The 13,727-nt window shown below is 65.3% G+C and carries 13 protein-coding genes; all 13 read left to right on the top strand.

All coding sequences use genetic code 11. The features are described from left to right. Positions 1–196 precede the first annotated feature (196 nt). Positions 197–1,429, top strand: coding sequence for a branched-chain amino acid ABC transporter substrate-binding protein (locus AC1RCS_RS16180; RefSeq protein WP_218294762.1), 1,233 nt, complete (start codon positions 197–199; stop codon positions 1,427–1,429). A 68-nt stretch (positions 1,430–1,497) separates the two neighbouring features. Then, positions 1,498–2,451, top strand: coding sequence for a branched-chain amino acid ABC transporter permease (locus tag AC1RCS_RS16175; protein ID WP_218294763.1), 954 nt, complete (start codon positions 1,498–1,500; stop codon positions 2,449–2,451). 4 nt (positions 2,452–2,455) lie between these two features. After that, on the top strand, positions 2,456–3,787 hold the full coding sequence (locus AC1RCS_RS16170) for a branched-chain amino acid ABC transporter permease (protein WP_218294764.1): 1,332 nt from the start codon (positions 2,456–2,458) through the stop codon (positions 3,785–3,787). A 2-nt stretch (positions 3,788–3,789) separates the two neighbouring features. Beyond that, positions 3,790–4,581, top strand: coding sequence for an ABC transporter ATP-binding protein (locus tag AC1RCS_RS16165; protein ID WP_218294765.1), 792 nt, complete (start codon positions 3,790–3,792; stop codon positions 4,579–4,581). Positions 4,582–4,584: 3 nt separating this feature from the next. Next, positions 4,585–5,280, top strand: a complete 696-nt coding sequence (locus AC1RCS_RS16160) for an ABC transporter ATP-binding protein (protein WP_218294766.1) — start codon at positions 4,585–4,587, stop codon at positions 5,278–5,280. A 309-nt stretch (positions 5,281–5,589) separates the two neighbouring features. Beyond that, complete coding sequence (locus AC1RCS_RS16155) at positions 5,590–7,689, top strand: 3-hydroxyacyl-CoA dehydrogenase NAD-binding domain-containing protein (protein WP_492245372.1); 2,100 nt, start codon at positions 5,590–5,592, stop codon at positions 7,687–7,689. A gap of 77 nt (positions 7,690–7,766) precedes the next feature. Next, complete coding sequence (locus AC1RCS_RS16150; protein ID WP_218294768.1) at positions 7,767–8,942, top strand: acetyl-CoA C-acyltransferase; 1,176 nt, start codon at positions 7,767–7,769, stop codon at positions 8,940–8,942. Between the two features lie 3 nt (positions 8,943–8,945). Continuing rightward, positions 8,946–9,449, top strand: a complete 504-nt coding sequence (locus AC1RCS_RS16145; RefSeq protein WP_492245371.1) for a PaaI family thioesterase — start codon at positions 8,946–8,948, stop codon at positions 9,447–9,449. A gap of 144 nt (positions 9,450–9,593) precedes the next feature. Continuing rightward, positions 9,594–10,070, top strand: a complete 477-nt coding sequence (locus AC1RCS_RS16140) for a hypothetical protein (RefSeq protein WP_218341104.1) — start codon at positions 9,594–9,596, stop codon at positions 10,068–10,070. Between the two features lie 54 nt (positions 10,071–10,124). Further along, positions 10,125–11,978, top strand: a complete 1,854-nt coding sequence (locus AC1RCS_RS16135) for an acyl-CoA dehydrogenase (RefSeq protein ID WP_492245370.1) — start codon at positions 10,125–10,127, stop codon at positions 11,976–11,978. Continuing rightward, on the top strand, positions 11,978–12,178 hold the full coding sequence (locus tag AC1RCS_RS16130; RefSeq protein WP_218294771.1) for a hypothetical protein: 201 nt from the start codon (positions 11,978–11,980) through the stop codon (positions 12,176–12,178). Before AC1RCS_RS16135 ends, AC1RCS_RS16130 begins: the two co-directional genes overlap by 1 nt. A gap of 145 nt (positions 12,179–12,323) precedes the next feature. Beyond that, on the top strand, positions 12,324–13,115 hold the full coding sequence (locus tag AC1RCS_RS16125; protein ID WP_218294772.1) for an SDR family oxidoreductase: 792 nt from the start codon (positions 12,324–12,326) through the stop codon (positions 13,113–13,115). Positions 13,116–13,249: 134 nt separating this feature from the next. Continuing rightward, positions 13,250–13,681: a PaaI family thioesterase gene (locus AC1RCS_RS16120; protein WP_218294773.1), complete on the top strand. Its 432-nt coding sequence runs from the start codon at positions 13,250–13,252 to the stop codon at positions 13,679–13,681. The last annotated feature ends 46 nt before the right edge of the window (positions 13,682–13,727 follow it).

Genomic DNA, 13,727 nt, shown 5'->3' with positions numbered 1-13,727 from the left:
CACCCGTGGAACCGGCTTTGCCGGGCCACCGGGTGCGTCCCCCTCCCGCGCAGCGAGAGAGGGTGAAGGCGCGCAGCGCCACAGGGGGTGACACCGATTCCAGTCACGTGTGCGACGCTGGTAGGGGCAATCCCTGAGCATCGCTTTGTTGCAACGCGGTACGCTGCGTTGTGTTGATTTACAAGGAGACAAGACCATGAAATTTGCTATTAAGGCTGTAGCAGCCTCGGTACTGTTGGCAAGCGCTGGCGGGGCATTCGCTCAAAAGGGCGAGACGGTGAAGATCGCCTGGCTCGACCCGCTCTCCGGCCTGATGGCGGCAGTGGGAACGAACCAGCTCAAGAGCTTCCAGTTCATCGCTGAAGAGTTCAACAAGAAGAACCCGGCGGGTGTCAAATTCGAGATCATCGGCATCGACAACAAGCTCAGCCCCCAGGAGACCACGAGCGCCCTGCGTTCGGCCATGGACCAGGGCGCACGCTACGTGGTGCAGGGCAACGGTTCCGGTCCGGCCCTTGCCATCATGGACGCGCTGGAAAAGCACAACGCGCGCAATCCCGGCAAGGAAGTGCTGTTCCTGAACTACGCGGCCGTGGACCCCGACCTGACGAACAGCAAGTGCAGCTACTGGCACTTCCGTCTCGATGCAGACACCTCCATGAAGATGGAAGCGCTGACGACCTACATGAAGGACTTGCCTGAAGTCAAGAAGGTCTACCTGATCAACCAGAACTACTCGCACGGCCACCAGGTGGCGAAGTTCGCCAAGGAAATGATGCAGCGCAAGCGCCCCGACGTGCAGTTCGTCGGCGACGACCTGCACCCCCTGGCCCAGGTGCGCGACTTCTCGCCCTACATCGCCAAGATCAAGCAGTCGGGTGCCGACAGCGTGATCACCGGCAACTGGGGTTCCGACCTGGCGCTGCTGATCAAGGCGGCCAACGACGCGGGCCTGAACAACGTCAACTTCTACACCTACTACGGTTCCGTCACCGGCAGCCCCACGGCCATGGGCGCCGCCGCGGCGGGCCGCGTGTACATGGTGGCCTATGCGCACATGAACCTGCCGGGCGAGCTCAACAAGATCGTGGTGGACTACAAGAAGAAGTTCAACGACGACATGTACACCGGTGCCGTGTACCACGCGTTCACCATGCTGTCCGAAGGCTTCGCCAAGGCCAAGTCCACCGACCCGGTCAAGGTGGCCGCCGTGTTCGAAGGCATGAAGTTCAAGAGCTTCAACGGCGAGGTCGAGATGCGCAAGACCGACCACCAGCTGCAGCAGGGCCTGTTCATCTCCAAGTGGGAAAAGGCGGGCGCCAAGTTCCCGATCGACTCGGAGAACACCGGCTACACCTTCGTCCCTGTGAAGTACTACGAGCCCTATGTGGCCAGCACGCCCACGTCGTGCCAGATGAAGCGCCCATAAATCCGGTTCCATCGCTTCGAGGCCCGACCTACTCGGGCCTTTTTTTTACCTTGCAATGAAAAATTCCAATGAATCCTGAGTTTTTCGTGATTTCCCTGCTGAACGGCGTGAGCTACGGGCTCCTGCTGTTCATGCTGAGCTCGGGCCTCACGCTGATCTTCAGCATGATGGGGGTGCTCAACTTTGCGCACACCAGCTTCTACATGCTGGGGGCTTATTTCGCGTTCACCATCTCCGGGGTGGTGGGCTTCTGGCCGGCGCTGGTGCTGGCCCCGCTCGTCGTGTTCGCGCTGGGCGCCGCCTTCGAGCGCTACTGCCTGCGCCGGGTGCACAAATTCGGGCACGTGCCCGAACTGCTGGTCACCTTCGGCCTTTCGTACCTGATTCTTGAAGTGGTGCAGCTGGTGTGGGGACGCTCCACCGTGCCCTATGGCCTTCCGGAGCAACTGCAGGGACCCCTGTTCTCCCTGTATGGCACGCAGTTTCCCAAGTCGCGCTCTTTCGTGATGCTGGTGGCGTTGCTGATGCTGGTATCCGTGTGGCTGCTGCTCACGCGCACACGCATCGGCCTGGTGATCCAGGCGGCACTCAAGTACCCCGAGATGGTGGAAGCGCTGGGCCACAACGTGCCGCGCGTCTTCATGCTGGTGTTCGGCGGCGGCGCCGCGCTGGCCGGCCTGGCCGGCGTGATCGGCGGCAACACCTACGTGACCGAGCCCGCGATGGCGGCATCGGTGGGCTCCATCATCTTCGTGGTGGTGGTGGTCGGCGGCATGGGCTCGCTGGCGGGGGCCTTCCTCGCGTCGCTGCTCATCGGCCTGGTGCAGACCTTCGCCGTGGCGCTCGACTATTCGCTGATCCATGTCTTCCAGGCCGTGGGCGTGGCGGTGACCGACCAGACCTTCGGCTATCCCTTGCTCAAGCTCACGATTTCCCAGGTGGCGCCCATCCTGCCCTATCTGTTCCTCGTGCTGATCCTGATCTTCCGCCCCAAGGGCCTTCTGGGCACGCGGGAGGACTGATGCCATGAATTCCACTACGACAACCACCCCCGCTGTTTCCAGCGCCACCTCCTACTACCGGTTCAAGCCGTGGAACGTGGGCCGGTTCATGATCTGGACCCTGTTCGCGGTCATGCTCATCGTCGCGCCCATGCTGTTTCGCAGCAGCCTGGCGCTGACCATGCTCTCGCAGATCGGCTACCTGATCATCATCTGCCTGTCCTACAACATCCTGCTGGGGCAGGGGGGGATGCTGAGTTTCGGCCACGCGGTGTACACCGGGCTGGGTTCGTTCATCGCCATCCACGCGATGAACATGGCGACCAAGGGCTCGGTCAACATTCCCCTGGTGTTCATCCCGCTGGTCGGCGGCCTGGCCGGAGCGTTCTTCGCCATCCTGCTCGGTTTCGTGACGACCAAGAAGTCGGGCACCACCTTCGCCATGATCACGCTGGGCATTGGCGAACTGGTCGCCTCCATGGCGCTGATGTTCCCTGAGTTCTTTGGCGGGGAGGGCGGCATTACCACCGACCGCGTGTATGGCAAGGCCTTCTTCGGCCTGAACTTCGGCTCGGGCATGCAGGTGTACTACCTGATCGCAGCCTATTGCTTCGTCTGCACCGCCGCCATGTTCGCGTTCACCGGCACGCCGCTGGGCCGCATCCTGAACGCCGTGCGCGACAACCCCGAGCGCGTGGAGTTCATCGGCTACAACACGCAGCGCGTGCGCTACTTCGCGTTCATCATCGCGGGCTTCTTCGCGGGCATTGGCGGGGGGCTGGCCACCATCAACTTCGAGATCATCACGGGCGCCGACAGCCTGAGCGTGATCCGCTCCGGCGGCTACCTGCTGTTCACGTTCCTGGGCGGTGCCACCTTCTTCTTCGGGCCCATCATCGGCGCGGTGCTGCTGGTGCTGGCGTCGGTGCTGCTGTCCGAGCTGTCCAAGGCCTGGCTGCTGTACCTGGGCCTCGTGTTCCTGTTCATGGTGATGTATGCGCCCGGCGGCATCGCCAGCCTGATCATGATGAACCTGCGGCTGGCCAAGTACGGCAAGCTGCGCCCGCTCTGGAGCTCCTACCTGGCCCTGGCCGGCACGGCGCTGGTGGGCGTGATGGGTGCGGCCTGCATGATCGAGATGACCTACCACCTGCAGCTCAACGCAGCGCTGGGGCCTGAGCTGACGTTCCTGGGCGCGACACTCAATGCCAAGGGCTTCACGAGCTGGTTCGGCGCCATTTTCGTGATGGTCACGGGCTTTGGACTCTTTGAACTCTGCCGTCGCCAGTTCGTGCGCCAGTGGAGCACGATCCAGGAAGAGATCGAACATGAAATCAAGCGTGGGGAGGCGCTGTAAACATGGCGGCTGACAACGCAACCAATACCTATGCGCTCGAACTGCGCGACCTGCGCAAGAGCTTTGGCAAGACGGAAATCATCCGTGGCGCGAACCTGGCGGTCGCTCCGGGCGAACGCGTGGCCATCATCGGCCCCAACGGCGCGGGCAAGTCCACGCTGTTCAACCTCATCAGCGGGCGCTTCGCACCCACCAGTGGGGACGTGATCCTCAACGGCCAGCGCATCAACGGCCTGGCACCGTACGAGATCAACCGCAAGGGGCTGTCGCGCAGCTTCCAGATCACGAACATCTTTCCCAAGCTCTCGGTGTTCGAGAACCTGCGCTGCGGCGTGCTGTGGAGCATGGGCTACCGCTACACCTTCCTGCGTTTCCTGTCGAACCTGCACGACGCCAACGAGCGCGCCAAGCAGCTCATGGAGATGATCAAGCTCGACAAGAAACGCGACACGCTGGCCATGAACCTCACGTATGCCGAGCAGCGCGCTCTCGAGATCGGCATCACCATCGCGGGCGGCGCCAACGTGATCCTGCTGGACGAACCCACGGCCGGCATGAGCAAGAGCGAGACCACGCGCTTCATCCACCTGATCAAGGAGGTGACCGAGGGCCGCACCCTGCTCACGGTGGAGCACGACATGGGCGTGGTCTTCGGCCTGGCCGACAAAATCGCCGTGGTGGTGTATGGCGAGGTGATCGCTTTCGATACACCCGAGAAGGTGCGCGCGAATGCGCGCGTGCAGGAGGCCTACCTGGGATCGGCCGTGGCCGACGAGCAGGGCGCGGGACACTGACTTATGCTGAAAATAGACAATCTCCACGCCTACTACGGCAAGAGCCATGTGCTGCATGGCGTGAGCTTCGACGTGCAGCCCGGCGAGATCGTGGCGCTGCTCGGGCGCAACGGCTCGGGCCGCTCCACCACCGCCAAGGCCATCATGGGACTGGTGGACTGGGAGGGCACGCTGCAGTTCAAGGGCCAGGACCTCAATGGCAAGAAGGCCTATGAGATCGCCCACCTGGGCCTGGGCTACGTGCCCGAGAGCCGGGACGTGTTCCCCAACCTCACCGTGCACCAGAACCTGCTGCTCGGCCAGAAGGGCAACGGCAAGGGCAGCCGCTGGTCGTTCGACGACATGTACGAGATGTTCCCGCGCCTCAAGGAGCGCCAGCACACCGAGGCGGGGGTGATGTCCGGCGGCGAGCAGCAGATGCTCACGCTGTGCCGCACGCTCATGGGCGACCCGGACCTGATCATCATCGACGAGCCGACCGAGGGCCTGGCGCCCAAGATCGTCGAGCTGGTGGGCCAGTACCTGCAGACCATCAAGGCGCGCGGCATCTCGGTGCTGCTGATCGAGCAGAAGCTGACCATCGCCATGAAGATCTCGGACCGCGCGCTGGTGATGGGGCATGGCTCCATCGTCTTCCAGGGCACGCCGGACAGCCTGCGGGCCGACAACTACATCCGCAAGGAATGGCTGGAGGTATGAAGGCCCCCCTGAGTCGCTTCGCGCCATCCCCCCACGGAGGGGGCGCTCCCAGCGCGGCGGGGCGGCCCTTGCGCGGGAGCGCTGGCCTTGGCCGCGTCCGATTCAAAGGCCATGAGCCCTGCTACAGCCTGTGATTGGCCGAGAGAGGCGCCTGGACTGACCTGGCGCCTCTTTTTTTGCCCGAAGAGACGGGTTGGCGGCCAGGAGCCATGTCCCCACCGGGACAAATTGACACGCCAGCGCCGCGCGAAGTCTCTACAATAAAAACGCACGATCGTTCTTTTTCACTCTCCAAGGAACAACAGCACCATGACCGCTGAATACAAAGTCCACGGCTCCGTTGCCGTGATCACCATGGCCAATCCCCCCGTCAACGGACTCGGTCTGGCGACCCGCCAGGGCATCGTGGACGGCCTCGGCCGTGCCAATGCCGATGCAGCGGTCACTTCCATCGTCATCACCGGCGCTGGCGGGGCCTTCTCCGGGGGGGCCGACATCAAGGAGTTCGGCACCGACAAGTCGCTGCAGGAGCCCAACCTGCTGTCGGTGATCGCCGCCATCGAGAACTCGGCCAAGCCCGTCGTCGCCGCCATGCACACGGTCGCCATGGGCGGTGGCCTGGAGCTGGCTCTGGGTTGCCACTACCGCATTGCCGCGCCTGGCTGCGCCATCGCGCTGCCGGAAGTCAAGCTGGGCCTGATCCCCGGCGCGGGTGGCACGCAGCGCCTGCCGCGCGTGATCGGCGTGGAGGCGGCGCTCAACATGATCGTGAGCGGCGAGCCCGTCAAGAGCGAAATGATTGGTGGCGTGCCAGGCCAGAAGCTGTTCGACAAGATGGCCGCGTCCGCCGAGTCCCTGGCGCAGGAAGCCCTGGCCTTCGCCCAGAGCGTGGCTGACGCCCGTCCGCTGCCCCTGGTGCGCAATTTCCCCTGCAAGCATCCCGAAGGCGACGCGTACTTCCAGTTCGCGCGCAACATGGTCAAGGGCATGGCCAAGAACTTCCCGGCGCCCGCCAAGTGCGTGGACGCGGTCGAAGCCGCCACGAAGAAGAAGTTTGCCGAAGGCATGCTGGTCGAGCGCGAGATCTTCATCAACCTGATGTGGACGGCCGAGTCGCGCGCGCTGCGCCACCTGTTCATGGCCGAGCGTGCGGCCAGCAAGATTCCCGACGTGCCGTCCGACACCCCCAAGCGCGACATCAAGCTGGTGGGCGTGATCGGCGCGGGCACCATGGGCGGCGGCATCTCCATGAATTTCCTGAACGCGGGCGTCCCCGTCAAGATCCTGGAGATGAAGCAGGAAGCCCTGGACCGTGGCGTGGCCACTATCAAGAAGAACTACGAAGCCCAGGTCAAGAAGGGCAAGCTCAAGCAGGACAAGTACGAGCAGCGCATGGCCCTGCTGAGCACCACGCTGAGCTACGACGACTTGAAGGACTGCGACCTCATCATCGAGGCCGTGTTCGAAGAGATGGGCGTGAAGGAAGCCGTGTTCAAGCAGCTCGACGCCGTGGCCAAGCCCGGTGCCATCCTGGCCTCCAACACCTCCACGCTCGACGTGGACAAGATCGCCGCCTTCACCCAGCGCCCGCAGGACGTGGTGGGCATGCACTTCTTCAGCCCCGCCAACGTGATGAAGCTGCTGGAAGTGGTGCGCGGCAAGCAAACCGCCAAGGATGTGCTGGCCACCGTGATGGCCATCGGCAAGAAGATCAAGAAGACTTCCGTGGTCTCGGGCGTGTGCGATGGTTTCATCGGCAACCGCATGATCGAGCAGTACAGCCGCCAGGCAGGATTTCTGCTGGACGAAGGCTGCACTCCGCAGCAGGTGGACAAGGCGGTCGAGAAGTTCGGCTTTGCCATGGGTCCGTTCCGCATGGGCGACCTGGCCGGCAACGACATCGGCTGGGCCATCCGCAAGCGCCGCGCCGTGGAGCGCGCCGACATGAAGTACAGCCGCACGGCTGACAAACTCTGCGAGCTGGGCCGCTTTGGCCAGAAGACAGGCGCGGGCTGGTACGACTACCAGGCCGGCAAGCGCGATGCGATCCCGAGCGACCTGGTCAACAAGATGATCGAAGACCACCGCAAGGAACTGGGCATCACGCCGCGCAAGATTTCGGACGAAGAGATCGTGCAGCGCCTGGTGTTCGCCCTGGTCAACGAAGGCGCGCACATCCTGGAAGACGGCATTGCCAGCAAGTCGGGCGACATCGACATGGTGTACCTCACGGGCTACGGCTTCCCCATCCACCGTGGCGGCCCCATGCACTACGCCAGCGAAGTGGGCCTGTTCAACGTGGTGCAGGCCATGGACCGCTTTGCCAAGAACCCCAACGACGATGCGGCGTTCTGGAAGCCCGCCCCGCTGCTGGCCAAACTCGCCGCAGAAGGCAAGGCGTTCAACTGACATCGATGCGAAGCCGCACCGCGTGCGCAGGCCGCAGGCCGCCACGGGTGCGTTCCACCCCCTGAAAGGATTTCCCCATGACCTCCGCAGTGATTGTTTCCACCGCCCGCACCCCGCTCGCCAAGAGCTGGAAGGGTTCCTTCAACATGACCCACGGCGCCACGCTGGGCGGCCATGCCGTGCAGCACGCCGTGGCGCGCGCCGGCATCGACGGCGCCGATGTCGATGACGTCATCATGGGCTGCGCCACGCCCGAAGGCGCCACCGGCAGCAACATCGCCCGCCAGATCGCGCTCAAGGCCGGCCTGCCCATCACGAGCTCGGGCGTGACGGTGAACCGTTTCTGCTCCTCCGGGCTGCAGACCATCGCCCTGGCCGCCCAGCGCATCATCGCGGGCGAAGCCGACGTGTTCGTGGCCGGCGGCGTGGAGAGCATCTCCTGCGTGCAGCAGGAGATGAACCTGCACATGATCCAGGACCTGGCCCTGGCCAAGCAGAAGCCCGAGATCTACTGGAGCATGCTGCAGACCGCCGAGCAGGTGGCCAAGCGCTACAACATCGGCCGTGAAGCCATGGACGAATACGGTGCCGCCAGCCAGCAAAAGGCCTGCGCGGCGCAGGCCGCCGGCCTCTTCGACGCCGAGATCGCCCCCATCACCGTCACTGCCGGCGTGGCCGACAAGACACTGGGCCTGATCACCAGGCAGGTCACGGTGAGCAAGGACGAAGGCACGCGTGAAGGCACCACTGTCGAGGCGATCCAGGGCCTGCGCTCGGCGCTGCCCGGCGGCCTGATCTCGGCCGGCAATGCCAGCCAGTTTTCCGACGGCGCGGGCGCCTGCGTGGTGACCAGCGAGGAGTACGCCAGCAAGAAGGGCCTGAAACCCCTGGGCCGCTTCCTGGGCTTCGCGGTGGCGGGCTGCGAACCCGACGAGATGGGCATCGGCCCGGTCTTCGCCGTGCCCAAGGTGCTCAAGAAGCTGGGTCTCACGGTCAACGACATCGACCTGTGGGAGCTCAACGAAGCCTTCGCGGTGCAGGTGATCTATTGCCGCGACAAGCTGGGCATTCCGGCGGACCGCCTGAACGTGAACGGGGGGGCCATTGCCGTGGGCCATCCCTACGGCGTGTCGGGCCAGCGCCTCACGGGCCATGCGCTCATCGAAGGCAAGCGCCGCGCCGCCAAGCGCGTGTGCGTGACGATGTGCATTGGCGGCGGCATGGGTGCCGCAGGCGTGTTCGAGGTGTTCTGAGGCATGGCCTCGGACCGCTCCACCGACATGCGGTCCGGGATGGCCTCGCCCGAGGCCTTCCTGGCGCTGGGCCGGCAGGTGCTGGCCAACCAGCCCTTCAGCGTGCTGCTGGGGGCGGAGCTGGCGGCGCTGGCGCCGGGTCGGTGCGAGCTGTCCCTGGCGCTCACGCCGCAACTGCTCCAGCAGCATGGTTTTGCGCACGGCGGGGTGGTGAGCTATCTCGCGGACAACGCGCTCACCTATGCCGGTGGAACGGCCATGCAGGTGCCGGTGGTCACGTCCGAGTTCAAGATCAACTACCTGCGGCCCGCGGTGGGCGAACGCCTGCTGGCCCGTGCCGAGGCGGTGCACCATGGCAAGAGCCAGGCTGTATGCCGCTGCGAGGTATTTGCGGTCCGAGGCGGGCAGGAAAAGCTCTGCGCCGTGGCGCAGGGCACGATTGCGGCATTGCCCGCTGCGGCGGGGCAGGGCGTGCCGGGCGAAGGGGCCGCGGCGGGCGAAGACTGACGGGATGAAGGGGCGGACTACAAATTGTTTCTTTGTCGGGGCGTGACGTGGAGGTCCGGTGCCGGCCGCACGGGCAGAATCCCCGCGGCCACCGATGTGCTGGTGGCCCTGGCCTCCGTCCTCCACCCCAACCCGGTACCTTCCATGCGTTGCTTGCTTCCTTCCGCCCCCCTTCTTGTCGCCCTGTCGGCCCTGGCCGTGGCATGTGGCGCCCACGCCCAGAGCTTCAAGCTCCAGCTGCCGCTGGAGTCCGATCCTGACGTGGTGCTGCAGGACATCGTGCTCGACGCGCGGCAGACGCGTGTGACGCTGCTGGTGAAAAACACCACCGACGAGGCGTTTGAGGCCTGCGCGCAGCCCACCGGCTCGGCCGATGCGTTCACGCTCAAGGACCTGGGCAGCGGCGCCGTGCTGCAGCAGCAGGCGATCAGCGGCCTGACGTTCTGCAATGTGAAGATGGATGTGGTGAAGCCCGGCCGCACCAAGATCCTCAAGATCACCTTCCCGCCGCTCCCCGCGGGTGCATCGCGCCTGCAGCTGGGCGAGGCCAGTTGCCAGCCCAGGCCCGATTCGGACATGGACTACTGGTGTTTCAAGAATATTGTGCTGCCCGCACGCTGAGCCCCTGAACGCAGGGGCCGGACCGGGCATTGCACGCAGTGACAAGGAGACCTTATGACCCTGCGTTCCACCCTCGACTTCCTGCTGTACGACTGGCTTGATGCCAAGGCCCTCACGGCCCGCACGCGTTTTTCCGACCATTCGCGCGACACCTTCGACGCGGTGCTCGACACCTGCGAGCGCATCGCGCGCGAGAAGTACGCGCCCTTCAACCGCACGGTGGACATCGAGGAGCCTCATTTCGACGGCGAGAAGGTCACGCTGCCCCAGTGCACGCACGATGCGCAGAAGGCCTACGCGGCCTCGGGCATGCTCAGTGCCGCGCAGGACTACGACATTGGCGGCATGCAGCTGCCCTACACGGTGGAGGCCGCGGCCAACAGCTTCTTCGCCGTGGCGTCGATCAGCATGGGCTCGGGCCTGCTCACGGTGGGCAATGCCAACCTGTTGATGGTGCATGGCACCGAGGCGCAGAAAACCGTGTTCGCGCTCAACGAATTCTCGGGCCGCTTCTCGGGCACCATGTGCCTGTCGGAGCCGCAGGCGGGTTCGTCGCTCAGCGACGTGGCCACGCGCGCCGTGCCCGATGGCGAGGGCTTCGAGAGCGACCCGCTGGGCCCGCGCTACCGCTTGAAGGGCAACAAGATGTGGATCTCGGCCGGCGAGCACGAGCTCACCGAGAACATCATCCATCTGGTGCTGGCCAAAATCCCCGGGCCCGACGGCAAGCTCGTGCCCGGCACCAAGGGCATTTCGCTCTTCATCGTGCCCAAGAAACTGGTGGACACCGAGGGCAAGCTCACCGGCGTGCGCAACGACGTGGCGCTGGCGGGCCTGAACCACAAGCTCGGCTGGCGCGGCACGACCAACACGCTGCTCAACTTCGGCGAGGGCAAGTACCCGGTCGATGGCGAGGCCGGCGCCGTGGGCTACCTGGTAGGCCAGCCCGGCAAGGGCCTGCACTGCATGTTCCACATGATGAACGAGGCGCGCATCGGCATCGGCATGGCCGCGACCATGCTGGGCCTGGCGGGCTACTACGCGAGCCTCGACTACGCGAAGAACCGCCCCCAGGGCCGTCCGGTGCAGGGACCCAAGGATGGCGCCGCTGCCGTGGTGAAGGACGTGGCCCAGCCGCAGGTGCGCATCATCGAGCACGCCGACGTCAAGCGCATGCTGCTGGCGCAAAAATCGTACGGCGAGGGCGCACTGGCGCTCAACCTGTTCTGCGCGCGCCTGGTGGACGAGCAGGCCACGGGCGATTCGGCCGCCGCCGACGAGGCGCGTCTGCTGCTGGAGGTGCTGACTCCCATCGCCAAGAGCTGGCCCAGCGAGTGGTGCCTGGAGGCCAACAGCCTGGCCATCCAGATCCACGGCGGCTACGGCTATACGCGCGATTTCCCGGTGGAGCAGTACTGGCGCGACAACCGCCTGAACATGATCCACGAGGGCACGCACGGCATCCAGGCCATGGACCTGCTGGGCCGCAAGGTGCTGATGGAGGGCGGGCGTGGCCTGCAACTGCTGGCCGGGCGTATCAATGCCACCATCGAACGCGCGATCCAGGTGCCCGCGCTGGCCGCGCATGCCAACGCGCTGGGCGCGGCGCTGCAGCAGGTGGGCGCCGCCACCAAGGCCGCATGGGCCACGGGCCAGCCCGCCGACGCGCTGGCCAATGCCGTGCCCTACATGCAGGCCTTTGGCCACATGGTGCTGGCCTGGGTGTGGCTGGACGTGGCGCTGGTCACGCTGGCCGCCGATGCACAGTTGGCCCGGCCGGCCAGCGTGGGCCGCATGGGCGCGATGCGCTTTTTCTTCCACTACGAGCTGCCCAAGATCGGTGCCTGGCTGCAGGTGGTGAGCGCGCGCGATGCGACCTGCGCCGCCTTTCCCGAAGAGGCATTCTGATGGTGGCACCCCGAACGCTGCAACGCCTGCACAAGCTCATCTGGACACTCATCTACGGCGGCCTGCTCACGCTGGTGCTGGGCATCGCCACGGGGCGCACCGATGGTGCGCTGGGCTGGAGCCTGGTGGTGGGCGGCGCCCTGGTGGCCGTGGTGGGCGTGGCGCTGATCGCGGTGCGCGCGCGCCTGAAGGCGGGCTGACCCCGCCGGCCGACGCGGGGGCGACACAATGGCCCCGCGTTGCGCCGCACAATCATTGACTGATTTCCCCTGCCGGAACAGCGCGGCGCGTGGCGCCTCCGTTCCGGGCAGACGACCCATCCAGAGCAACCCAAGGAGACAACCCATGACCCGCACCATCCAACAATTGTTTGACCTGACTGGCAAGACCGCGCTCGTCACCGGCGGCTCGCGCGGCCTGGGCCTGCAGCTGGCCCACGCGCTGGGCGAGGCCGGCGCCAAGATCGTGCTGAGTTCGCGCAAGGCGTCCGACCTGGAAGAAGCCGCCGCCGACCTGCAGGCCGCCGGCATCGACGCCCGCTGGATCGCCGCCGACTGCGCCAACGAGGCCGACATCCGCCGCCTGGCCGACGAGACGCTGGAGCGCCTGGGCCACGTGGACATCCTCGTGAACAACGCGGGCGCCGCCTGGGGCGCACCGGCCGAGGACCATCCCGTGGAGGCCTGGGACAAGGTGATGAACCTCAACGTGCGCGGCTACTTCATCCTCTCCCAGCACATCGCCAAGCACAGCATGATCGGCCGCCGCGGCGGCAGCATCATCAATGTGGCATCCATCGCCGGCCTGGGCGGCAACCCCAAGGGCATGAATACCATTGCCTATAACACCTCCAAGGGCGCGGTGATCAACTTCACCCGTGCGCTGGCGGCAGAATGGGGCGCCTACAACATCCGCGTCAACGCCATCTGCCCAGGCTTCTTCCCGAGCAAGATGACGGTGGGTACCCTGAAGGCCATGGGCGAGGAAGCACTGGCGGCGCATGCTCCCCTGGGCCGCCTGGGCGACGATGAGGATTTGAAGGGCCTGTGTGCGCTGTATGCGTCCGATGCCGGCAAGCACATCACGGGCCAGTGGCTTGCGGTCGATGGCGGCGTGAGCATCGTCACGGGCGGCTAGTTGGAGTACAACCCCCCGAGGCGCTTCGCGCCTTCCCCTTTCTCTCGGCTTCGCCGGGAAGGGGAACACCGCCAGCGCGGCGGTCGCTGGCTGGGGCCGCGCCAGTTTTTGAGTTTGTGTACTGAGGAAATGCCGTGAAAAGTTTTGGTGTCGAAATCCCCTTTGTCAGCCACCTTGGCTTCACCCTGCACCGCATGGAAAAGGGCGAATCCGAACTGCGCTACGAAGCCAGGCCCGAGCACCTGAACTCCTTCGACGTGACCCACGGCGGCGCGTCGATGACGCTGCTGGACGTGACCATGGCCACGGCCGCGCGCAGCGAGACGCCCGACATGGGCGTGGTCACCATCGAGATGAAGACCAGCTTCATGCAGCCCGCCCGCGGCCCGCTGGTGGCCAAGGGGCGGCTCATCCACCGCACCGCCACCATGGCGTTCACCGAAGGCACGGTGTACGACGCGCAAGGCAAGGTGTGCAGCCACGCCACCGGCACCTTCAAGTACGTGAAGCGCCTGCCGGTGGACAGCCGCACCGCGAATGGCCTCAAGGTGATTTCCACCGACTGAGTCCGCTCGGAATTTGGGTAAAAATGGCCACTAGCGCTTGATGGAT

Source organism: Acidovorax sp. GW823-FHT01C06 (assembly GCF_058798375.1).
This window is presented reverse-complemented; position numbering and strand designations above follow the sequence as displayed.

Excerpts from the sequence above, each read along its gene's own strand:
- AC1RCS_RS16140 (WP_218341104.1), top strand. The coding sequence starts at position 9,594 with ATGCGTTGCTTGCTTCCTTCCGCCCCCCTTCTTGTCGCCCTGTCGGCC.
- AC1RCS_RS16175 (WP_218294763.1), top strand. The coding sequence starts at position 1,498 with ATGAATCCTGAGTTTTTCGTGATTTCCCTGCTGAACGGCGTGAGCTAC.
- AC1RCS_RS16150 (WP_218294768.1), top strand. The coding sequence starts at position 7,767 with ATGACCTCCGCAGTGATTGTTTCCACCGCCCGCACCCCGCTCGCCAAG.
- AC1RCS_RS16160 (WP_218294766.1), top strand. The coding sequence starts at position 4,585 with ATGCTGAAAATAGACAATCTCCACGCCTACTACGGCAAGAGCCATGTG.
- AC1RCS_RS16170 (WP_218294764.1), top strand. The coding sequence starts at position 2,456 with ATGAATTCCACTACGACAACCACCCCCGCTGTTTCCAGCGCCACCTCC.
- AC1RCS_RS16125 (WP_218294772.1), top strand. The coding sequence starts at position 12,324 with ATGACCCGCACCATCCAACAATTGTTTGACCTGACTGGCAAGACCGCG.
- AC1RCS_RS16130 (WP_218294771.1), top strand. The coding sequence starts at position 11,978 with ATGGTGGCACCCCGAACGCTGCAACGCCTGCACAAGCTCATCTGGACA.
- AC1RCS_RS16165 (WP_218294765.1), top strand. The coding sequence starts at position 3,790 with ATGGCGGCTGACAACGCAACCAATACCTATGCGCTCGAACTGCGCGAC.
- AC1RCS_RS16155 (WP_492245372.1), top strand. The coding sequence starts at position 5,590 with ATGACCGCTGAATACAAAGTCCACGGCTCCGTTGCCGTGATCACCATG.
- AC1RCS_RS16145 (WP_492245371.1), top strand. The coding sequence starts at position 8,946 with ATGGCCTCGGACCGCTCCACCGACATGCGGTCCGGGATGGCCTCGCCC.
- AC1RCS_RS16180 (WP_218294762.1), top strand. The coding sequence starts at position 197 with ATGAAATTTGCTATTAAGGCTGTAGCAGCCTCGGTACTGTTGGCAAGC.
- AC1RCS_RS16135 (WP_492245370.1), top strand. The coding sequence starts at position 10,125 with ATGACCCTGCGTTCCACCCTCGACTTCCTGCTGTACGACTGGCTTGAT.